This window comes from Vibrio ziniensis, from assembly GCF_011064285.1.
Taxonomy (GTDB): Bacteria; Pseudomonadota; Gammaproteobacteria; order Enterobacterales; family Vibrionaceae; genus Vibrio; species Vibrio ziniensis.
On record NZ_CP049332.1, the window covers coordinates 1,310,719 to 1,331,482 of the forward strand.

21 protein-coding genes are annotated in these 20,764 nt (G+C 45.8%); 10 read left to right on the top strand and 11 right to left on the bottom strand.

Translation table 11 applies throughout. The features are described from left to right. Positions 1-184 precede the first annotated feature (184 nt). Positions 185-946 carry a ferredoxin-type protein NapG gene (gene napG, locus G5S32_RS20880; protein WP_207621644.1) on the top strand — a complete coding sequence of 254 codons (762 nt, stop codon included), beginning with the start codon at positions 185-187 and terminating at the stop codon, positions 944-946. A 10-nt stretch (positions 947-956) separates the two neighbouring features. Then, positions 957-1,802, top strand: a complete 846-nt coding sequence (gene napH, locus G5S32_RS20885) for a quinol dehydrogenase ferredoxin subunit NapH (RefSeq protein WP_165314061.1) — start codon at positions 957-959, stop codon at positions 1,800-1,802. Positions 1,803-1,950: 148 nt separating this feature from the next. Here napH and G5S32_RS20890 read toward each other — a convergent pair whose 3' ends face one another. Together G5S32_RS20890 and narQ are read right to left on the bottom strand one after the other, a co-directional pair. Then, entirely contained in the window at positions 1,951-2,583 is a 633-nt protein-coding gene (locus tag G5S32_RS20890; protein WP_165314062.1) for a response regulator, read from the bottom strand. Beyond that, entirely contained in the window at positions 2,570-4,303 is a 1,734-nt protein-coding gene (narQ, locus tag G5S32_RS20895; protein ID WP_165314063.1) for a nitrate/nitrite two-component system sensor histidine kinase NarQ, read from the bottom strand. The genes G5S32_RS20890 and narQ overlap by 14 nt, the downstream gene beginning before the upstream one ends. A gap of 253 nt (positions 4,304-4,556) precedes the next feature. On the opposite strand from narQ, the gene napF reads away from it, so the two are divergent. The 8 genes from napF (at position 4,557) to G5S32_RS20935 (ending at position 13,722) form a co-directional block, all read left to right on the top strand. Then, a complete protein-coding gene (napF, locus tag G5S32_RS20900; protein ID WP_165314064.1) occupies positions 4,557-5,039 on the top strand; it encodes a ferredoxin-type protein NapF in 483 nt (160 codons plus the stop codon). Between the two features lie 15 nt (positions 5,040-5,054). Continuing rightward, positions 5,055-5,360, top strand: a complete 306-nt coding sequence (locus G5S32_RS20905) for a chaperone NapD (RefSeq protein WP_165314065.1) — start codon at positions 5,055-5,057, stop codon at positions 5,358-5,360. Next, on the top strand, positions 5,357-7,846 hold the full coding sequence (napA, locus tag G5S32_RS20910; RefSeq protein WP_165314066.1) for a periplasmic nitrate reductase subunit alpha: 2,490 nt from the start codon (positions 5,357-5,359) through the stop codon (positions 7,844-7,846). Before G5S32_RS20905 ends, napA begins: the two co-directional genes overlap by 4 nt. Before the next feature lie 84 nt (positions 7,847-7,930). Beyond that, positions 7,931-8,392 (top strand): nitrate reductase cytochrome c-type subunit, encoded by a 462-nt coding sequence (locus G5S32_RS20915; protein ID WP_165314067.1) that lies wholly within the window; start codon positions 7,931-7,933, stop codon positions 8,390-8,392. A 26-nt stretch (positions 8,393-8,418) separates the two neighbouring features. After that, positions 8,419-8,997: a NapC/NirT family cytochrome c gene (locus tag G5S32_RS20920; protein ID WP_165314068.1), complete on the top strand. Its 579-nt coding sequence runs from the start codon at positions 8,419-8,421 to the stop codon at positions 8,995-8,997. A gap of 14 nt (positions 8,998-9,011) precedes the next feature. Continuing rightward, the gene (locus G5S32_RS20925) at positions 9,012-9,146 is read left to right on the top strand and encodes a TIGR02808 family protein (protein ID WP_081878682.1); all 135 of its coding nucleotides are present in this window, start codon (positions 9,012-9,014) and stop codon (positions 9,144-9,146) included. A gap of 182 nt (positions 9,147-9,328) precedes the next feature. Next, positions 9,329-10,621, top strand: coding sequence for an efflux RND transporter periplasmic adaptor subunit (locus tag G5S32_RS20930; protein WP_165314069.1), 1,293 nt, complete (start codon positions 9,329-9,331; stop codon positions 10,619-10,621). After that, positions 10,618-13,722: an efflux RND transporter permease subunit gene (locus G5S32_RS20935; RefSeq protein WP_246201143.1), complete on the top strand. Its 3,105-nt coding sequence runs from the start codon at positions 10,618-10,620 to the stop codon at positions 13,720-13,722. Before G5S32_RS20930 ends, G5S32_RS20935 begins: the two co-directional genes overlap by 4 nt. 84 nt (positions 13,723-13,806) lie before the next feature. Here the strand turns inward: G5S32_RS20935 and G5S32_RS20940 are convergent, their stop codons facing one another. The 9 genes from G5S32_RS20940 to G5S32_RS20980 form a co-directional block, all read right to left on the bottom strand. Next, positions 13,807-14,754, bottom strand: a complete 948-nt coding sequence (locus tag G5S32_RS20940) for an AEC family transporter (protein ID WP_165314070.1) — start codon at positions 14,752-14,754, stop codon at positions 13,807-13,809. 208 nt (positions 14,755-14,962) lie between these two features. Further along, entirely contained in the window at positions 14,963-15,505 is a 543-nt protein-coding gene (locus G5S32_RS20945; RefSeq protein WP_165314071.1) for a HupE/UreJ family protein, read from the bottom strand. A 69-nt stretch (positions 15,506-15,574) separates the two neighbouring features. Next, the gene (gene ureG, locus G5S32_RS20950) at positions 15,575-16,219 is read right to left on the bottom strand and encodes an urease accessory protein UreG (RefSeq protein WP_102942242.1); all 645 of its coding nucleotides are present in this window, start codon (positions 16,217-16,219) and stop codon (positions 15,575-15,577) included. Positions 16,220-16,221: 2 nt separating this feature from the next. Continuing rightward, on the bottom strand, positions 16,222-16,884 hold the full coding sequence (locus G5S32_RS20955; protein WP_165314072.1) for an urease accessory protein UreF: 663 nt from the start codon (positions 16,882-16,884) through the stop codon (positions 16,222-16,224). Continuing rightward, the gene (ureE, locus tag G5S32_RS20960; protein ID WP_102968725.1) at positions 16,884-17,507 is read right to left on the bottom strand and encodes an urease accessory protein UreE; all 624 of its coding nucleotides are present in this window, start codon (positions 17,505-17,507) and stop codon (positions 16,884-16,886) included. Before ureE ends, G5S32_RS20955 begins: the two co-directional genes overlap by 1 nt. A 23-nt stretch (positions 17,508-17,530) precedes the next feature. After that, positions 17,531-19,237: an urease subunit alpha gene (gene ureC / locus G5S32_RS20965; RefSeq protein WP_102942239.1), complete on the bottom strand. Its 1,707-nt coding sequence runs from the start codon at positions 19,235-19,237 to the stop codon at positions 17,531-17,533. A 22-nt stretch (positions 19,238-19,259) separates the two neighbouring features. After that, positions 19,260-19,565 (bottom strand): urease subunit beta, encoded by a 306-nt coding sequence (locus G5S32_RS20970; protein WP_165314073.1) that lies wholly within the window; start codon positions 19,563-19,565, stop codon positions 19,260-19,262. An 8-nt stretch (positions 19,566-19,573) separates the two neighbouring features. Continuing rightward, complete coding sequence (ureA, locus tag G5S32_RS20975; protein ID WP_102942237.1) at positions 19,574-19,876, bottom strand: urease subunit gamma; 303 nt, start codon at positions 19,874-19,876, stop codon at positions 19,574-19,576. Between the two features lie 26 nt (positions 19,877-19,902). Next, on the bottom strand, positions 19,903-20,763 hold the full coding sequence (locus G5S32_RS20980; RefSeq protein ID WP_165314074.1) for an urease accessory protein UreD: 861 nt from the start codon (positions 20,761-20,763) through the stop codon (positions 19,903-19,905). Between the last annotated feature and the right edge of the window lies 1 nt (position 20,764).

Genomic DNA, 20,764 nt, shown 5'->3' on the forward strand with positions numbered 1-20,764 from the left:
GCTGACCTTTTTGTTTTCGGCTTCTCCGTTACTCTTTTAAAGGCTTCAAATCCTGCTACAGCCACATTCATTTGACCTGAATCAACGGATTGTTCGTACACTACTTTGGAGGTAGCGACTATTTCTTATACCTACGGATAATGTGGTTATAATTTTAGTAGCTAATGTTATGCAAGGTTGGCGTATGAAAACTTCGTCTCCAAAAATATCCGAAAGCCGCCGCCGGTTCCTAAGAGATGCTTCTAGAACTGCCATTGGTGTGGGAGCTGCAGCGTCCCTTCTTGGTTTACAGTCTCTGCAAAGCCAGGCCAGAGAAACGTCGGGCGTACCTATTCGTCCTCCAGGTGCTTTATCCGGCAACGACTTTGAGAAAGCCTGTGTGCGTTGCGGTTTGTGTGTACAAGCTTGTCCTTATGACACATTGAAACTTGCATCGTTGCTCTCCCCTGTTGCTACGGGCACACCTTATTTCACCGCCAGACAAATACCTTGTGAGATGTGTGAAGACATACCTTGTGTAAAAGCCTGTCCAAGCGGTGCGTTAGATCCAGCATTAACCGACATCGATGAAGCACGAATGGGTACTGCTGTGCTCATCGATCAGAAAAACTGTTTGAATTTTCAGGGGTTACGCTGTGATGTGTGTTATCGAATCTGTCCTGCTATCGACAAAGCCATCACCCTTGAAACCATACGTAATGAAAGAACCGGTTTTCACGCTAAATTCATTCCTACCGTTCACGCTGATTACTGCACGGGTTGCGGTAAATGTGAAGAAGCGTGCGTGTTAGATGCAGCAGCAATAAAAGTGGTTCCGACTGAACTGGCACAAGGTCAGCTAGGTAAACATTACCGCTTAGGATGGGAAGAGCATTCTGAAGTGCGTATCGATACCGAAGAGCATGGTGGCGTTCCACTTAAACCATTTAACGGCAACCAGCTTTAGGAGGTGGATGATGGCTAAGCATTTGGCTAAAGACGCCGGTAAAGCGGCAATACAAAACTTAGGTTGGTGGAAAGCACATCGCTTTCTAATCCTCAGAAGACTTTCTCAGCTCACGATTATTGCACTATTTATGGCAGGCCCAACGTGGGGTGTTTTTAAAGGAAATCTTTCTTCTAGTACTCTGTTTGATGTCATTCCGTTTACCGATCCACTCTTGCTACTACAGACTATAGCCGCAGGGCATTTACCCGAATTTACGGCGATTTTAGGAGCACTCATCGTAGTAGCGGTTTACGCGATTGTTGCACCTCGAGCTTTCTGTGCATGGGTTTGTCCTTTGAATATGGTGACAGATTTAGCCGCATGGCTGCGCAGGAAACTGAATGTTAAAGCAAGTTACTCTTGGCCGAAAAGCATGCGTTATTGGCTGATCCCTGTGCTACTTATTGGTAGCGCGATTTCTGGTAGTGCTTTATGGGTGTGGATTGACCCCGTTTCAGCACTGCACCGAGGACTGGTATTCGGCATGGGTGCGGGTTGGGTTCTGATCGTACTCGTATTCTTACTGGACTGGTTATTGGTCGAACACGGTTGGTGTGGTCATTTGTGCCCATTGGGAGCGACTTACGGCATTATCGGCAAACAGAGCATTATGCGTGTTACGGCCACAGACCGAAACTCCTGCACAAAATGCATGGACTGTTTTAACGTCTGCCCTGAACCGCAAGTACTGAGAGAGCCTTTAAAAGATGGGGACACTCGCATCATGGCACAAGATTGCATCAGTTGTGGTCGCTGTATCGATGTCTGTTCAGAAAAGGTCTTCGAGTTTAAAACTCGCTATACCAAGCAATAGTGGCGGCGACAGTGATTGATGTTGCTAAACAATCACTACCGTACACGTCGGTAGCGTAATGCGAGCAATAAATAGTGTAATGTGAACAATAAAAAAGAGGCTTTAGCCTCTTTTTTATATCTGCTAGCTGTATTTCTAACAGCGAATTTTATCTAAGCTCACCATAGCGTTCTAAATAAAGTACCGTTGCAGCGGTGCGAGAAGGAACACGCAGTTTCTTAAGTAGACTCTTCATATGAACTTTCACTGTCGCTTCAGAAATAAAGAGGTGATCCGCTATCTGCTTGTTGCGATAGCCCTTCGCAACTTCACCAAGTATCTGCGATTCTCGTTCAGTTAAAGAATCAAATACATCGGAGTGCTGTTCACGTTCACGAAGGTATTTAGCCACTACTCTGCTGTAAGCCTTCTCACCTAAAGAGGCTTGCTTTAAAAGCTCAATCAGTTCATCTGGCTCAGTATCTTTTAACAAGTAACCATCAGCTCCGGCTTTCACCAATGCTTCAATGTCCGAAGCGCTATCTGAAACCGTCAGAATAACAATGGTTGAACTGCATCCATCGGTACGCAGCGCTTGTAGAGTATCTAGGCCAGACATGCCCTTCATATTCAAATCAAGCAGAATTAAATCCGGCTCATCTTCATGGGCTAATGCCACGGCTTCAGTACCGTTGCTCGCTTCAGCAATAACATCAAATTCATCTTCTAAGCTCAGTAACTGATTAATGCCTCTACGCATTAGTGGGTGGTCATCCACCAACATTACTCTAATCTTCGTCAACGTTAATGTCCTTAGACTGTTTAAATTTCAAAGTTATTCTGCAACCAGAGTTCAGAGAAGAGTTCACTGCTAATTCTCCGTGTAAGCGGGCTGCTCGCTCTTGCATAATGCTCAAACCATAATGGTTAAGTTTTGCATCGTGTTCTTCAAAACCCACACCGTTATCTTCTACAACGACAATCACATCGCCATCGACTTCATTACATTCAACGACAATTTTCGTCGCATCGGCATGCTTGATTGCATTGATGACCGCCTCTCGAATTAACTGCATGAGATGCACCTGTTGATGCGCATCCAAATCCAATGATGAGAGGTTATTGGTCAGTTCAATCGACGCACTGGTATGCTCTTTTAGCTGATTAATCATCTCAAGCAAAGCACGTCCAAAGTTGCCTTCTTTGATGGTTAATCGGAACGTGGTAAGTAACTCTCTTAATTGAGTGTAGGCACCCGATAAACCATCATCGATATCTTTAATAATATCTGCCGTTTTTTCGCTTTGTGGTGTCTGCTCAAACTTAGTCATTACTCGTTTAAGCAGCGATACCTGAATCTTTAAGTAAGAAAGTGACTGAGCCAGAGAGTCATGCAGCTCTCGTGCAATCGTAGCACGCTCTTCCATTAAAAGCAGTTGTTCAGCCTGCTTTTGCGCTTTATTAAAATACACGGCTCGCGACAGCATTTGCACAAAACTATCAATCAGTGCTTTGTCGGGACAAGGCAGTCCCGCTCGCCAGTACAATCTTCCAAGTGGTTGTCCATCGACCATCAGTGGCTGTTCATGGCAATCATTATTGCAATCGTTGTCGCAGTAACCCTCTGTTAAAACAATCCCTTTACCCGCTTCTTCATCTATTTCTAAACGAACAGCGTCAATCCCTTCCACACTAACGATTTGTTTCAGTAACGCCTGAAAATTCTCTTGGCTGATGCGAGAAGCAGTGAGCTGCTGAGACGACTCGTACAACACCTGTAATGATTGGTTAGCATGTTGAAGCTTGTGGGTTTTCTCATTAACGGCATTTTCTAGGCCGTGATACAGCTTGCCCAACTCATTAGCCATATCATTGAAAGTGCGAGTCAATATCGCCATTTCATTGCGACTAGTCACTTTCAGCTGCACATCAAAGGAGCGATTTTGCACCTGTTCACTGGCAACCACTAAGTTACGTAGCGGGCCAACGACTTCTCTACGGGTGTAAATGATGACAAACGCCGAGACCAAAAATACCCCACCGAGGCCTAATCCCCCAACCCAAGCAAGCTTGATTAACTTACCTTCTGAGAACTGTTGAAGTTTGTAAACAAACACATCGATTTGGCTTACAAAACCAGCAACAAGATCAAGATATTCAGCACGTTGGTCACTTTTCAGCAAATCTTTAAGCTGCTGCCAGCGGATAATGATGTCGTTGTAATCTTTCTGAATGTCTGCAGGAACAGTCCAATGCTTCAAAGCTTGCATAGACGGTGAAAACAGCGAACGTTCGAAACTCTCAATGTGACTAACATAGTCAATGGAAGAACTTTGAATATCATGCGACAAACGATAGCTCTGCATACGCATAGAGCCGGATACATTCACTGCTTCTGCATCATTCAGGGATGAGGCTAATGTTATGATTGCGAACCCTATTGTCGCAAATGATAACATAACTATACAGAACATTGCCTTGGCAATGGTGCCAATCAGCGACCTTTCAACTCTCTTAACCAAACTCGTTTATTTCCTTTATTTTGACGTCTGTCTTCTAATTGGATTCTTGAACCACAGTCAAACCACTAACAATATGTGATCACTCTCGCTGGAAATAATTGATCTAAAACAACGGACACCCCCAATTACCCCCTTATGGGTATTTAAGAAAATAGCCTGAAAACTACAATTTTCATATGGATATGTGAAAATTGTAGCTTAATAGCAATGAGCTACAATTTACCTATCACTTACAAATAATAAGGTGATTGTAGTGGTCGATTTAGCCAGACGTCGATTGTTCTCGCGTAAAACTGTTGAAGACACAGCAATAATAATGCCGTGGGTGAAATCAGCTGGTTCTTTTACCGACGATTGTACACGTTGCGGCAAATGCGTCTCAGCTTGCGAAACCGACATCATTATTAATGGTGACGGTGGTTTTCCAACCGTCGATTTTGGCCGAGGCGAATGCACATTTTGCTACCAATGTGCGGATGTTTGCCCTGAACCTATCTTCCTTCCGCAGTCCAGTTCACCTTGGCATATTAAAGCTGATATCAAACAAAATTGTTTGGCTTATCAGAATGTTGAATGTCGTAGCTGTGGTGAGACATGCGACACAATGGCGATTCAGTTTAAGTTGCAGCTTAATAAAGTTGCACAACCAGTTATCAATATCGATGACTGCAGTGGTTGTGGCGCATGTGTTTCGGTGTGCCCAACAGCATCTATCCATGTGAGCAATACAATATAAGAATGAGAGTAATGTATGTCACTGAATGAAGTGCACATTTCAAGTTTGGTGGTTCATGTGCTTCCACAGCATGTTGAATCAATAACGGCTCAAATCGAAGAATTCGACAATGCAGAAGTCTTCGGTTCTAGCCCTGAAGGCAAAATTGTGGTTGTTCTCGAAACCGAGAATCAAGGTTTTATTACTGACACTATCGATGCCATCAACAATTTAACTAACGTGCTCAGCACTGTTTTGGTTTATCACCAAATCGAAACCGATTTAGAGCAGTTGGACGAAGACACTGGATTTCAACAATCCCAAACAGAGGATGAAGTATGAAAATGACAAGACGAGCGTTTGTGAAAGCAAACGCGGCAGCATCAGCTGCAGCTATCGCTGGTGTGACTTTACCAGCTTCTGCTGCAAATCTGATTGCTAGCACAGATCAAACCAAAATTACCTGGGACAAAGCGCCTTGTCGTTTCTGTGGTACTGGCTGCTCAGTTTTAGTGGGTACGCAGAATGGTCGTATCGTGGCTACACAGGGGGATCCTGAAGCTCCGGTAAACAAAGGCCTAAACTGTATCAAAGGCTACTTCCTTTCTAAAATCATGTACGGTAAAGACCGCCTGACTCAACCTCTTCTTCGTATGCGCAATGGCGAATACGCTAAAGACGGCGACTTCACTCCGATATCTTGGGATCAAGCATTCGACATCATGGCTGAGAAATGGAAAGCGTCTCTTGCCAAGAAAGGCCCAACAAGCATCGGCATGTTTGGTTCTGGTCAATGGACCGTTATGGAAGGTTACGCAGCAGCGAAAATGATGAAAGCTGGCTTCCGTTCAAATAACATCGATCCGAACGCTCGTCACTGTATGGCGTCTGCCGTAGTGGGCTTCATGCGTGCATTTGGTATTGATGAACCAATGGGTTGTTATGACGACTTAGAGCATGCAGATGCGTTCGTGCTTTGGGGCGCGAATATGGCAGAAATGCACCCTATTCTATGGAGCCGCCTGACTGACCGTCGCTTGAGCCAACAACACGTTAAAGTAAACGTACTGTCTACTTACTACCACCGTTCTTTTGAGCTGGCTGATCACGGTTACATTTTCAAACCAAACACTGACCTAGCAATTGCCAACTTCATTGCGAACTACATCATTCAAAACGATGCAGTAAACTGGGACTTCGTTAACAAGCATACTAACTTCAAACAAGCAGTGACGGATATCGGCTATGGTCTACGTGACGATCACCCTCTTCAGAAAAAAGCGAAGAACCCGAACGACGGTTCAATGACCAGCATTTCGTTTGAAGAGTACAAAAAGTCCGTTGCACCATACACCGCTGCGAAAGCGGCTGAAATTTCAGGTGTGAGTGAAGAGAAACTGATTACGCTTGCGAAACAATACGCGGATCCAAACACGAAAGTGATGTCACTTTGGACTATGGGTATGAACCAACATACTCGTGGTGTGTGGATGAACAACCTTGTTTACAACATCCACCTATTGACCGGTAAAATTGCGACTCCGGGTAACAGCCCATTCTCGCTAACAGGTCAACCTTCAGCGTGTGGTACTGCACGTGAAGTAGGTACCTTTGCTCACCGTCTACCAGCAGACATGGTGGTTGCAAACCCTAAACACCGTGAAATTGCAGAAAAAGTTTGGAAACTACCTGAAGGTACAATTCCGCCAAAACCTGGTTTCCACGCAGTTCTTCAAGACCGTATGTTGAATGACGGCGTACTAAACTGTTACTGGGTTCAATGTAATAACAACATGCAAGCGGGTCCAAACATCAACGGCGAACGGTTACCGGGTTACCGTAACCCAGAAAACTTCATCGTCGTTTCTGACCCATATCCAACGGTAACAGCGCAAGCGGCTGACCTAATTCTTCCAACTGCAATGTGGGTAGAAAAAGAAGGTGCTTACGGTAACGCAGAGCGTCGTACTCAAGCGTGGTATCAACAAGTAGGCACAGTAGGCGAAGCGAAGTCTGACTTATGGCAAGTTATGGAGTTCTCTAAACGCTTCACGATGGAAGAAGTGTGGCCAGAAGAACTGCTAGCGAAAATGCCTGAATACCGTGGCAAAACTATGTTCGACGTACTGTTCAAAAACGGTCAAATCGACAAGTTCCCAGTAAGCGAAGCTCGCGAAATGAACGACGATGCCCACCACTTTGGCTTCTACGTACAAAAAGGTATTTTCGAAGAGTACGCAACCTTTGGTCGCGGTCATGGCCACGACTTAGCTCCATACGATATGTACCATCAAACTCGTGGTCTACGCTGGCCATTCGTTGACGGTAAAGAGACACAATGGCGTTACAAAGAAGGTTCAGACCCATATGCGAAGAAAGGCTCTGGCTGGGACTTCTACGGTAAACCAGACGGTAAAGCTTGGATCATCTCTGCACCATACGAAGCGCCACCAGAGGCACCAGATGCAGAACACGATTTATGGCTATGTACAGGCCGTGTGCTTGAGCACTGGCATACCGGTACTATGACTCGTCGTGTACCTGAACTTTACAAATCTTTCCCTGATGCTGTGTGTTTCATGCATCACGAAGATGCTGTAGCTCGTGGCCTACGCCGTGGTGATGAAATCCTGATTTCTAACACACGTGGTGAAGTTCGTGCTCGTGTTGAGACCCGTGGTCGTAACAAGCCGCCAAAAGGCTTGGTGTTCGTACCATTCTTTGATGCTCGCATTCTGATCAACAAGTTGATCCTAGATGCTACAGACCCACTTTCAAAACAAACGGACTTCAAGAAATGTCCAGTTAAAATCACGAAAGTGGCATAAGTATAAGATGAATGTAAAGGCTGCCCCATTTCATCCCTCGGGCAGCCTCATTAAAGAATTTAGCCATTAGGCGGAGAATGTAATATGAAAAAATTACTGGTTGCACTGTTATCGGTTGGTGCTGTTTTATCGGGAGTCGTCTTTGCGCAAGCTGAGCTGGATCTTCCAGGCGGCACGGGTGGCTTGGAATCTCTACGCGGTTCTAGCCTTCTTGAAGAAACACGAAACGCTGATGAAATGAAGAAAATTCCTCGCGAACAATCTTTGGAAACGGATTATGTTTATCAGCCACCATTAATCCCACACTCAATTCGTAACTACGAAGTGACCAAAGATGCGAATAAGTGTTTGTCTTGCCACAGCTGGAAAAACGCCAAAGATATGGGCGCAACAAAAATTAGTGTAACGCACTTCCTAAACCGTGAAGATGCCGTACTTGCTGACGTGTCACCTCGTCGTTATTTCTGTTTGCAATGTCACGTACCTCAAGCGGACGCTCAACCTTTGGTTGAAAATGACTTTAAGCGTGTTGAATCACTTCGCTAAGCAAACCACACAATAAGAGGCGATTTATGAAACTACTTAAAGCGTTTTGGAGTAAGTTAACAAGGCCAAGCAAAGCTGCGGCTGGCGTTGTCTTATTCTTGGGTTTTTCTGGTGGCTTGCTATTTTGGGGCGCATTTAACACGGGTATGGAAATGACTAACACAGAAGAGTTCTGTTCTGGTTGTCACGCTCCTATCGTTGCAGAAATCCAAGAAACGGTTCACTACTCTAACCGTTCAGGCGTGCGTGCAATTTGTTCTGACTGTCACGTACCACACGAATGGACAGATAAAATCGTTCGTAAAGTGCAGGCATCCAAAGAGCTGTTTGCGCATTACGTAACGAAAACAATCGATACTCCAGAGAAATTCAGAGAGCGCCGCGCGCACTTAGCAGAGCGTGAATGGGCAAGGATGAAAAAGAACGACTCACTTGAATGTCGTAACTGTCACCAGTTTGAATTTATGGATTTCTCAGAGCAAAGTGAACGTAGTGTTCAACAACACTCTACTGCCCTAGCGTCTGGTGAAAAAACCTGTGTCGACTGCCACAAAGGTATCGCACACAACCTACCAGATATGCACGGCGTAGAAGGCTGGCAATAACAAGGAGCAGAGAAATGAGTACACTTGAATCCATTATCTGGCATGTCCTTGGTTACAGCGCAATGCCAGTCATTATCCTCGGTGGATTTGTTGGTGTTGCTGCCGTTTCCATTGGCATACTGTCACTGACGAAAGATAAAGAATCCTAAGCGTAAGTTATTGCTGACGATTGTTTACTTAACTTTACCCAAATCCGGTGCCTAGCGCCGGATTTTTTATTTTAGTTAAAGCTAAATTAACGATATGCAATGAATTGGGAGCAAGCGCCAATTTATTTCCTTTGTTTTAAATTAGCTTTTACTTATATAAATAAAGTTCAGGGATAGTGACTATGGCTAACTACAGTTGGATTCAACGCTTACTTATTGTTCCCCCACTCGTATTGGGCGGTATTGTTCTCTTTGTCGCACCCAGTATGAAAGCTGAACCACCGAAAACCGAACAAGCGGGCGGTTCAAAAGTTGTACGAGTGATGAAGGTCAAACCTCTCGCCATTCAACCTAGCGCCATCGGCTATGGCTATACCCAGCCAGCTCAAGAGTGGCAAGCTCAGGCCGAAGTTGAAGGTCGAGTGATCTGGGTTTCAGACAACTTCAAAAATGGGGCTTTCGTTGCTAAAGGAGAACCATTACTAAAGCTTGACGACTCTGCCTATCAACTTGCCATCACCAAACTCAATGCCGAGTTAGATGTCTCCAAACTCAAATACCAAACCATAGGCGTTAGCTATTCGATTGCTGAACAAGATTACAAATTGCAAAAAGAAGAGTATGAACGTAGCGAACGCTTAGCCAAAACCGGTCATCTTTCTCAGACTGAAAAAGACAAAGCCAAACGCGATCTGCTCAGTAAACAGCAACTACTACAAAATCTGAAAAATGAACAAGCAATCACGGTTGCAGAGCAAGAAGTCTTGAATGCGGAGCTAGAGATTGCGATGCGCGATCTTAGTCATACCGAAGTCAAAGCCCCTTACGATATTCGAATTACCGCAACCAATATTGATGTCGAAGAGTATGTAAATAAAGGTCAAGCCCTACTCCAGTCAGATGGAATGGAAGCAGTCGAAGTGCTTGCTCAGTATTCGATTGGCAAAATGAGACCATTACGTCGCGCAACTCAGGTAGAGAGTTTTGACAATTCTCTTCATAGCGATTTGCAAGCTACCGTCACTCTTACCACAGGTGATAAACAAGTTAACTGGCAAGGGCTGGTTGACCGAAGCGGCGGTTTGATCGACGCCCAAACTCAAAGCCAAACACTGATTATTCGTGTTGACGAGCCTTATCAACAAGCGCAGCCGGGCAAAAAGCCGCCTTTGATTCGCGATACCTTTGTCAAAGTCACGCTAAAAGCACCGCAATTGGAAAACCAGCTTATTGTGCCTATTAATGCTATTCATAGCGGTAATGTCTATGTGGTTAAAGACAACCAGCTCGCGATTCAACCTGTTGAAATCGATTTTACTCAGGGTCAAATAGCGGTTCTGAAATCTGGCGTCAGCGAAGGAGACATGGTGGTGGTAAGTCAGCTACAACCAGCGGTCGAAGGCATGAAACTCAAAGCACAGCCAGATAAAGCCATGGTTCAGTGGGTTAGCCAGCAAGCAGCAGGAGGTGAATGATGATCGCCTATTTTGCTCAGCACAAAACGGCTGCCAACGTTTTGATGATTGCGATTTTGTTAGTGGGGATCTATGCCCTACCTAAAATGCAAAAAGACACATTTCCTTTAGCGCCAACCACCAATATTGAAGTAAAGGTCAGCTATCCGGGCGCATCACCCAAAGAAGTGGCGGATGAAATATGTATCCCCCTTCAGGACGCGCTAGATAAAATAAACGGCATTCACGAATTTACATGTGATGCGCGAGAAAATGTCGCCATCGGAAATGTGGAAATTAACCGTAATGAGAATATCGATATTCTCACCAGCGAAGTTCAGCAACAGGTCAATGCGATTAGTGATTTCCCCGATCGAGCAGAGCGCCCAACCGTGACTAAACTTGACCGTGTCGCTTCCGTCGTTAGCATCGCGATTACCGGCCCCATGTCTGATCAAGATCTCTACTGGTACGCGAACAAGATTAAGCAGAACTTGAAAGCGAACCCGGATATCGCACAAGTGACTATCAGTGGGTTTTCAGCGCAGGAAATTGAAGTCTCCATTGCGAGTGAAACTTTACAGCAATACGGCTTGAGCATCTCTGATTTGGCAAACCGAATCCAGCAAGAGAACGTCAGCATTCCAGCCGGCACAATGAGAAGTGATCTGTCTGAATCAAGCATCCGTTTTGACCAACTTGCTAAGCATGTCGACGACATCGGTGCTTTGATGATTAACAGCACCACTCAACTGCGTTTAAGAGACATCGCAACCATAGAGCAAAAGTTTGCCCTTGAAGAAGATAAGATTCTGTTTAACAGACAAAGAGCGGCGTTGCTGCAAATCTCCAAGAACCAAAATCAGGATACGCTTAAAGTGCGTGAAGTTGTTGAGCGTCTTATCGACAAAGAACGCGCGTTGGCTCCACAAGGTGTTGAACTTACCATTACACAAGATGTGAGCGTCAATATTAAAGAGCGTTTGCGTATTCTAGGCAGCAACGGTGTTCAAGGTTTGATCCTTGCGTTCTTAGCGTTATGGGCATTCTTCAATATCCGCTTTAGCTTCTGGGTAACAGTCGGTCTTCCCGTCTCTTTTCTCGGCACACTGTTTATCATGCTGATACTCGGTTACACCATCAACATGATGACCATGGTTGGGCTGATAGTCGCCATCGGTATATTGATGGATGACTCATTGATCATTGCTGAAAACATCGCGGCGAAACGTGAAGCGGGGCTTCCTGCGATTCAAGCTGCAATAGAAGGTACCAAACAAGTGCTGCCGGGTGTGATTGCCTCTTTCGCAACCACAATCATGGTAGTCGGTCCATTGATGTTTTTAACTGGCAACCTCGGTGACATACTCCGTTATATCCCGATTGTTCTGATGATGACGCTTATCGTGAGCCTATTCGAAGCCATGTTTATTCTGCCTTCTCATCTGGCTCATCATCCTGATATCTCTAACAGCAATGCCATTCGCAATAAAATAACCGCTGGCTTTGAGTTCGTTCGCGACAAAGGCTTTGTTCCCCTTTCCGTGATCGCAATGCGCGCACCTTATTTGAGTATTGGTATTTTGCTGTTTATCGTCGCAGCGACCACCGCCACCTTCCCTGCCGGTTTGCTCAAGTTCAAAGCCATGCCAACCCTTGAAAGTGACACTCTTCAAGCAAGAATATTGCTTGACCAAGGTAGCTTGTTATCACAAACAGAAAGTGTCGTGAGCAAAGTTGAAAACGCCTTAAAAGAAATAGATGCGGAGTATCAGGAGAAGTTTGGTGAGCCATTGGTCAACAGTATTACCGTTATGTATAACACCAATATTGATGCCTTTGATTCTGGTCCGCATATGGCTACGGTAAGTGCGGACTTGCTTCCCGCTCAGTTTCGTCAAGAAAGCATCAAAGACCTTATTCAAAGTTGGAAAAGCAAAGTTGGACCAACCGCAGATGTCATCGCACTCAAGTTTACAGACAAAGAACGGGGCGTTGCGGGTATTGGTATTGATATCCGAGTTCAGGGTAACGACCCACAAGAACTCTATGCCGTGAACTTAGCTTTGATGAAATGGCTCAAACAATTCGACGGTGTATTCAATCTTTCTTCCGATTTGCGATATGGACGAGACGACATTCAAGTCGCGCTCAAAGATCAAGCGGGCGTGCTAGGTGTGACAGCCGCACAAGTCGCTCAGACGCTGAGAAATGCCGTGAAAGGCAACAATGACCTTACTGTGTTCCAAGACGGGGAAATCGTTGATATACGGGTTCGTCAAAGTGATTTTCTTCATCAAGCAACCATAGAAGAACTCAATGATCTGCTTATTACTGCCAATAATGGCAAGTTGATCCCGTTGATGGCTGTCGCTGATTTAACTCAGTCGAAGGCTTTCTCGCGGCTTAACTTGGTCAATGGCATTCCAACGGCTACAGTTCAAGGCAATATCAACACCCAAGTCGCCAACGCACGCGAAATCATGCTGCAGTTTTATAAAGACTTTGTGCCTAAAATGGCGCAGAAATACCCAGAAGTCAGTTTCGCTTCTCAAGGGCAAGATAAAGAAAGTGCAGACACAGGCTCATCACTACTCACCTATTTTGCTCTCGGCATCATTGGCGTCTATTTGATCTTGGTCTTTCTGTTTAAAAGCTTTGTTCAGCCGTTTGCGGTGCTACTTGCCATTCCAATGGCTTGGATTGGTGTCGTATGGGGGCACTTAGGTTTGGGTATTGATCTCACTATTCCCAGCCTGGTTGGTTTTGCCACTCTCGCGGGTATTGTGGTCAACGACAATATATTGTTGGTCACCTTCGTCAAAGACAAAGTGGCAGAAGGTCAGGAGCTACGCCAAGCATGTAAGCTAGCCATCCATGACCGATTCCGAGCTATTGTGATCACCTCACTCACTACCTTTGCAGGCTTATTACCTTTGCTGACGGAAACCAGTACTCAGGCGCAATTCTTAATACCGCTGATTGCCAGCATTGCCTTTGGTCTGGTGAGTGCCACATTGCTTGCTGCCGTAGTGGTCTCTTGTGTGCTGCTCATTTTGAATGACATTAACCCCAAACTTTGTGGCAGTGATTTGGCATTAGAAAACGCAGAGCACGCGTAATAGCGTGCTCTGGAAAACTTGATGTTCTTTGAAAAACATAAAGGTACTTTGGAAAACTTTATGTTCTTTGAAAAACCTAGAAAACTAAATCGTGCTTAGGAAAACGAGCATAATTGGAGTCAGTATCATGGATATAAAGTAACTGGTGATCCAACTGGTGTTTGCTACTTCTTTGTCCAAATCATAAAGTACTGCGGGTAAGGTGCCCATAAATGCTGTGGGCATCACTGCCAAAATCAAACACACTTTCGCAACCAAATGGTCTTCAATTCCCCATAGGTTGAACAGTGAAAGTAGAATCGAAACCAAAACCACCGCAACCGCTGAGCGGGCAATCGTCGCAGTCAATGCTACTTTTTGCCAGCGCTTACCGCCTTTCAAATTAAAAGTTAAACCCACTGAGGCAATCAGCAAAAATGTACCCACAGGGATTGTCCAATGACTTACAGATAACAGAAACTCCGGTCGAGGAACGCCTGAAACATTGAGCAATAAACCTAACGAAATCGCACACATTGCAATAAGGAAGATAGGATCTTTCCACACCTGTTTATTCTGTGTCGATTTAAGGGCTTCATCTTGCGATTTGGATTTTGCGTATGGGAACACCAAACCGAAATAGGTCAACTCTTCGAACAGCTTAAACAGCGCCATCATAGCGACACCGTTTTCACCGAAGGTAATAAAGAGAACAAGGTTACCCAGAGCGCCAATGTTATACAGCGCAGTAACAGGCACAAGCGCACCAGTTTGTACCGGTGTTAAGTTATTCTTTCTTGCAACAAGAATCCCCACCAATGTACCCGCACCAATAACAGCAGCACCAATCAAAGGTAGGTACAGCAACTCAGTGCGAATATTGCTGAGCTGCCATAAAGAGACAAATACACTAAATGGAATCAACGCCATCAGTGCTATTTTGGTTAATACCAAGCTGACAAGGGAGGAGCGCTGTTTAAGGTAGCGTTGAAAAAACAATCCCAGCACAAAACCACTGAAGATAATGCTGAAAGTAAAGACAAATGGGTTCACGAAGATAGACCTTACATCCGATGTATAGACTGGTTAAGTTATCTCAACTTACCCTTTTCATTACAATGCTTTTCAAAAAAATATTTCATATTTAAATAAATGACTTCACTAATAACAGAGTTAGATATAAACATGCGACATAAACAAAGGGAGCACATCGCTCCCTTTCCTTCCACTCCTGAGCTGTATTTATAACCAGCTGATATTCTTATGATTTTACCGAGGCAAACTGAGCAACAGCATTGCGGATAGCTTTAACCATTACATTAACGCCAACCATCACCATTACGCTTGCCGCCAGTGAACCAAGGCCAAATTCGCTCACTGCGCCAATCGCTTCTGCGCCTTGTACTAAGCCATGACAAGCGCTGAACGCTGCAATACTGATCATAGAAAGCCACTTAATTGCTCCTGTTTTGCGGTATTCATACAAAGCAACAGGCAACGCAATCAAAGAGCCAGCAACCAGAGATTCCACCATTGATGCATTCGACCATTCAACGCCAACAAAGAATCCGGCCATTAACGCGGCAGCAAAACAAGCAATAATTTGCGCCGATTTTTGATAGCTATAGCTTGCCGCAAAAAATCCAATCAAGACCAGTGCAGCAAGATGATCAATGCCCGTTAATGGGTGCAAAAATCCTTCAGAGAAACTCGCGTGCATTGCGTGCCCAGTGTGAGCAAAGCTTGGTGAACTTACAGCCAGCAGAGCGGCAGCAGAGATGATTTTGCTAAGAGATAGTTTCATTTAAAAATTCCTTTTCTTACAACAGCCCGTTAATACGGCTCTATTAGATCTGTAATAGATTGTTCGGTATTAGATCTGTTCGGTGACAATGACATTCACTTCACGCTCGGCTAACATTCCTTGCTGAACGATAAAATCGATGACCGTTTTCAAACCGTCACCACGAATTAAGTTGGTAAACACAAACGGTTTATCTCCGCGCATTTTCTTCGCATCTCTGTCCATCACTTCAAGTGATGCATTCACCATCGGCGCGAGATCGGTTTTGTTGATAATCAGAAGATCTGACTTAGTGATACCCGGCCCACCTTTACGTGGAATTTTGTCGCCCGCACAAACGTCAATCACGTACAGCGTCAAATCAGAGAGTTCTGGGCTGAAGGTCGCGCTCAAGTTATCACCGCCACTTTCTACCAATACCAACTCCAAGCCCGGATGACGATGTTGCAACTCATCGATAGCAGCGAGATTCATAGAAGCATCTTCGCGAATTGCAGTATGGGGACAACCACCGGTTTCAACCCCCATAATGCGGTCAATATCCAACGCCTCATGACGCATCAGAAACTCAGCATCTTCCTTGGTGTAAATATCATTCGTAACCACCGCAAGATTGTAGTGTTCACGCATTGCCGAACATAACTGACGTAACAACGCGGTTTTACCGGAGCCTACCGGGCCACCGACGCCTACTCGTAAACATTGTGTGCTCATATTTAACTCCTAAATAATCTTGAATATTGAGTCTCATGCCATGCACTCACCATGGCAAAATTGGGTAATGTCAGTCCGATGTTGTCGTCACTGACGGATAAACCTGTTTCGATCGCCTGTTCAATTACGGGCATCATTTCGATTAATACTTTCTGCGCAGAGGTCTGTCCTAGCGGCACGGTTTTGCACGCCACCGTGACCTGATTTTCTAGCCAAGACCAGAGCCAACCTGTCGCCGCGACTTCAAGTGGCACGTTAAAGTGCACACAAGCTTTGGCATATAGTGGTAGGTAACTCATGCTGCACGCTTTACTGTCTAGCTCAACGTTTAAACTGGCCAATAACCGATGAAGAGTTTGCCCAAGTTTCTGCTCCTCCATCACCAGCTCTGCGGTTTCACGGTTAGCCAGTAACACCTGCTGCCAATATTCGATTTGGTTTACATCGTTGAGTTGCCATGCCTGATAAAAGCGCTTTAACAGCGGTAGTTCCAAATTTGCCTGTCCGCTTCTAAGCAGCGGCGACAGCCATGCCTTTAAGCTCGCTTCATCCTTCACCCATTGCAGTTCCACCGCACCTTCCAAGCCTTGGCTATAGGCAAACGCACCTATTGGCAGACTCGGGCTACTTAAATGCAGCAGAGATAACAACGCTGAAATCTGCATTAGTGATGGTGCTCCCCATGGCTTTTGTTGTGCGATTCAGTGTGCAAATGATTATGGGAATGACCATGAGAATGGCTGTGTCCATGTGAATCGCTATGTCCATGAGAATGACCGTGGTCGTGATCGTGCGACTGATGATCATGTGAATGGTGGTCATGTGAATGGTCATGCTCATGCCCGTGATGATGACCTTTACCACTGCCATGATAAGCGCCATTTTCTGGCGTGAATTCTGCCAATTGGGCTTCACACACCAGTCCCATCATTTCCACCATTTCTTGCAGCACATGGTCGGGTTGGAATCGCAGCCAACACTGACCTATCGCCATAGGCACATGACGGTTACCCATGTGGTAACACGCCTTGGCAAAGGTTTCCCAATCATCGGTTTTCGCTGTCACGACCGCTTCTTTTTCAGCAACCACAACCAATACTTGTCCGCACTCGGTGTGCAGATAATCACCATGTTTAAGCACATCTCCACGAGGTAAAAACACACCTACATCCAAACCTGACTGACTCATTGTTCTGAATCGACCTTTCTGACGCAGTGCAAATGGCAAAATCACCTTATCCAACACTGCTCCATGGAAATGGTCGGAACGTCCTACAACTTTCAACATACAACTCTCCTTAGTTCGGTTTCTCAGAACAACGAATAACGCTGTGCCAGAGGCAGTTCCGTTGCTGGGTCGCAAGTTAACAACTGTCCATCCGCTTTCACTTCATAGGTTTGCGGATCAACACTGATCACCGGCATGTAGTCGTTATGAATCATGTCGTTCTTGGTTACGTTACGACTGTTAAGACACGCAGCTAACTCACGTTTCAGTCCTAGCGTTTGCTGCAAGCCGTTCTCCATTGCCGCTTTGCTGGTGAAAGTTACTGACGTTGCAGCGCCCGCAGTGCCAAATCCGCCGAACATATAGCGATAATGCACAGGTTGAGGTGTTGGAATGGATGCGTTCGCATCTCCCATTGGTGCAGCAGCAATAAAACCGCCTTTAATGATCAACGCTGGTTTAACGCCAAAGAAAGCCGGTTTCCAAAGTACGATATCCGCCAACTTACCCACTTCGAGCGAACCCACAACATGAGAGATGCCATGCGCGATAGCTGGGTTAATGGTGTATTTGGCGATGTAACGCTTGGCGCGGAAGTTATCCGCCTGACGCTCTTCATCTTCTGGCAATAAGCCGCGTTGCACTTTCATCTTGTGCGCAGTTTGCCAAGTACGGCAAATCACTTCACCCACTCGTCCCATTGCCTGTGAGTCAGAAGCAATCATCGAAAAAGCGCCTAAGTCATGCAGAATATCTTCTGCCGCAATAGTCTCTTTACGGATACGAGAATCAGCAAACGCCACATCTTCAGGAATGTTGGGATCAAGGTGGTGACACACCATCAACATGTCGAGGTGTTCATCCACTGTGTTAACCGTGTATGGACGAGTCGGGTTGGTCGACGAAGGAAGCACATTCGGCTGACCACAAGCGACGATAATATCCGGAGCATGACCACCACCAGCACCTTCCGTATGGTAGGTGTGAATAGTACGACCTTTGAATGCCGCAAGGGTATCTTCCACAAAGCCCGATTCATTTAACGTATCGGTATGAATCGCGACCTGAACATCGTACTTTTCAGCCACTGCCAAGCAGTTATCAATCGAAGCCGGTGTCGTTCCCCAGTCTTCATGCAGTTTTAAGCCACACGCACCCGCTTCAAGTTGTTCTTCTAACGCTTGCGGTAAACTGGCGTTACCTTTACCAAGAAAACCAAAGTTCATCGGCATTAAGTCTGTGCTGCGCAGCATCTGAGCGAGGTTCCAAGCGCCCGGTGTACAGGTAGTGGCGTTAGTCCCCGTTGCTGGGCCTGTGCCGCCGCCCAACATAGTCGTTGTGCCTGACATCAGCGCTTCTTCGATTTGCTGCGGACAGATAAAGTGAATGTGGGCGTCAATCGCGCCTGCCGTCACAATATGACCTTCGCCAGCAATCACTTCTGTGCTGGCACCGATATGAATCGTCACGTTCGGCTGAATATCTGAGTTACCCGCCTTGCCGATTGCGTGGATCTTGCCATCTTTAATGCCGATATCGGCTTTAACAATACCCCAGTGATCAAGGATCAGAGCATTAGTGATCACGCAGTCCACCACTTCGTCGCGGCATTTCTGACCTTGTCCCATGCCATCACGAATCACCTTACCGCCACCGAATTTCACTTCGTCGCCATAAGTCGTAAAATCTTTTTCAACCTGAATCCACAGCTCAGTGTCCGCTAAACGAACTTTGTCGCCGGTTGTCGGCCCGTACATATCGGCATACGCAGCCCTAGATATCTCTGCCATTTTTATTTCCTATTCCTTGAAATCAGACCTTACCCATCACTTCTGCGCGGAAACCGTACACTTCTCTCGCGCCATCTAACTCAACCAGTTCTACGTTGCGAGTTTGTCCCGGTTCAAAACGAACAGCCGTTCCCGCAGCAATGTTCAAACGCATTCCTTTGGTTTTCTCACGCTCAAAGTCGAGTGCTGGATTGGTTTCAAAAAAATGATAATGGCTGCCCACTTGCACAGGTCGATCACCGTGATTCACCACTGAGATACTCAAGGTTTTACGCCCCGAGTTGAGTTCAATGGGTGCAGATTGCAGTTGGTATTCTCCAGGCTTCATAACGCCTCCTACTGAATCGGGTTATGAACGGTGACCAGTTTAGTCCCGTCAGGAAAAGTGGCTTCAACCTGCACTTCTTCTAGAAGCTCTGCAATGCCGTCCATAACTTCGCTTTTGCTTAATAAAGTGCGTCCTTCACTCATTAACTGAGCCACAGTTTTACCTTCTCGCGCACCTTCCATAATGGCTGCGGAGATATAAGCACTGGCTTCTGGATAGTTGAGCTTGATACCTTTAGCCAATCGGCGTTCAGCCAATAACGCCGCAGTAAACAGCAGCAGTTTATCCTTGTCTCTTGGTGATAATTCCATATCGTCCCTCTGAAAAATGGTATAAATCAGGTGTTCCAAATCCTTGGTGGGCAAGGCTCGATGCCCATCAATATCGGTCGCAGAAGTTGCCAACATCCACGTAATTGTTGTTGTGCCTGTTCACTGCAATCGCCCAAATAGCGAACCACTATTACCCCTAGGCGATGGGTAACGCTCAGTGTGGTTTGTTTTGAATCTAGGGAATGTCTTAATGCAGTAACCGCAGAATCTGCGTCCTCAATGCCAAACACCACCAAAGTTCCAGAAACCAGATGATGGTTGAAACCACTCATGGCGGTGAGAAGCGGATCGTCCGCAGACAGAAATTGGCGCTCAAGCAGAATCGGTTTATCTTCCAAATAGACCGCCAAACGCTGTTCAACACTGCCGCTAACAAATGGCAGATGACTTTTCGGCCGACCTAAACAGAACACGTCAATGCCGACGAATTTCGCCTCGCCATACAAGTTCACTCGTGTAGAAAGTTTGCCGTGCGCACCATCAAACACGATGGTTTCCATAGGCATCCATTCACAACGGGCACTGTGCACATCAATATGAACCTGCTGACGCTGTGCGCCGCCTTGGCTGTCTGCTCGATAGATTTTGCCCGCAGAAGGTGTGGTGATCAGCGCGTGGCTGTCTTGCGCACATTCCACCTGAATGCTTAAGTCATCACCAGAGACCAACCCACCTGGGGGATGCAGCAAATAAACATGGCAAACCTCCTGCTCTGGGTAGAATGGACGCTGCACACGTAGTGGCCCTTGAAACGCCATTTGGTGCATTCGAGTCTTCTCGCCATCAAAATCAAAACCCAGCGAGAGAAACGCTGGCCAGTGGCGCTCGGTTTGACTGATGAGATCGAACTTAGACATAAGATTCATA

What these genes read in the sequence shown, in the direction of transcription:
- G5S32_RS20905 (WP_165314065.1), top strand. Translation starts at nt 5,055, where the DNA reads ATGTCACTGAATGAAGTGCACATTTCAAGTTTGGTGGTTCATGTGCTT.
- G5S32_RS20980 (WP_165314074.1), bottom strand. Translation starts at nt 20,763, where the DNA reads ATGAATCTTATGTCTAAGTTCGATCTCATCAGTCAAACCGAGCGCCAC.
- ureC (WP_102942239.1), bottom strand. Translation starts at nt 19,237, where the DNA reads ATGGCAGAGATATCTAGGGCTGCGTATGCCGATATGTACGGGCCGACA.
- napA (WP_165314066.1), top strand. Translation starts at nt 5,357, where the DNA reads ATGAAAATGACAAGACGAGCGTTTGTGAAAGCAAACGCGGCAGCATCA.
- napG (WP_207621644.1), top strand. Translation starts at nt 185, where the DNA reads ATGAAAACTTCGTCTCCAAAAATATCCGAAAGCCGCCGCCGGTTCCTA.
- napH (WP_165314061.1), top strand. Translation starts at nt 957, where the DNA reads ATGGCTAAGCATTTGGCTAAAGACGCCGGTAAAGCGGCAATACAAAAC.
- G5S32_RS20915 (WP_165314067.1), top strand. Translation starts at nt 7,931, where the DNA reads ATGAAAAAATTACTGGTTGCACTGTTATCGGTTGGTGCTGTTTTATCG.
- G5S32_RS20955 (WP_165314072.1), bottom strand. Translation starts at nt 16,884, where the DNA reads ATGCAGATTTCAGCGTTGTTATCTCTGCTGCATTTAAGTAGCCCGAGT.
- G5S32_RS20935 (WP_246201143.1), top strand. Translation starts at nt 10,618, where the DNA reads ATGATGATCGCCTATTTTGCTCAGCACAAAACGGCTGCCAACGTTTTG.
- G5S32_RS20920 (WP_165314068.1), top strand. Translation starts at nt 8,419, where the DNA reads ATGAAACTACTTAAAGCGTTTTGGAGTAAGTTAACAAGGCCAAGCAAA.
- ureA (WP_102942237.1), bottom strand. Translation starts at nt 19,876, where the DNA reads ATGGAATTATCACCAAGAGACAAGGATAAACTGCTGCTGTTTACTGCG.
- G5S32_RS20925 (WP_081878682.1), top strand. Translation starts at nt 9,012, where the DNA reads ATGAGTACACTTGAATCCATTATCTGGCATGTCCTTGGTTACAGCGCA.
- ureG (WP_102942242.1), bottom strand. Translation starts at nt 16,219, where the DNA reads ATGAGCACACAATGTTTACGAGTAGGCGTCGGTGGCCCGGTAGGCTCC.
- ureE (WP_102968725.1), bottom strand. Translation starts at nt 17,507, where the DNA reads ATGTTGAAAGTTGTAGGACGTTCCGACCATTTCCATGGAGCAGTGTTG.
- G5S32_RS20930 (WP_165314069.1), top strand. Translation starts at nt 9,329, where the DNA reads ATGGCTAACTACAGTTGGATTCAACGCTTACTTATTGTTCCCCCACTC.
- G5S32_RS20970 (WP_165314073.1), bottom strand. Translation starts at nt 19,565, where the DNA reads ATGAAGCCTGGAGAATACCAACTGCAATCTGCACCCATTGAACTCAAC.
- G5S32_RS20945 (WP_165314071.1), bottom strand. Translation starts at nt 15,505, where the DNA reads ATGAAACTATCTCTTAGCAAAATCATCTCTGCTGCCGCTCTGCTGGCT.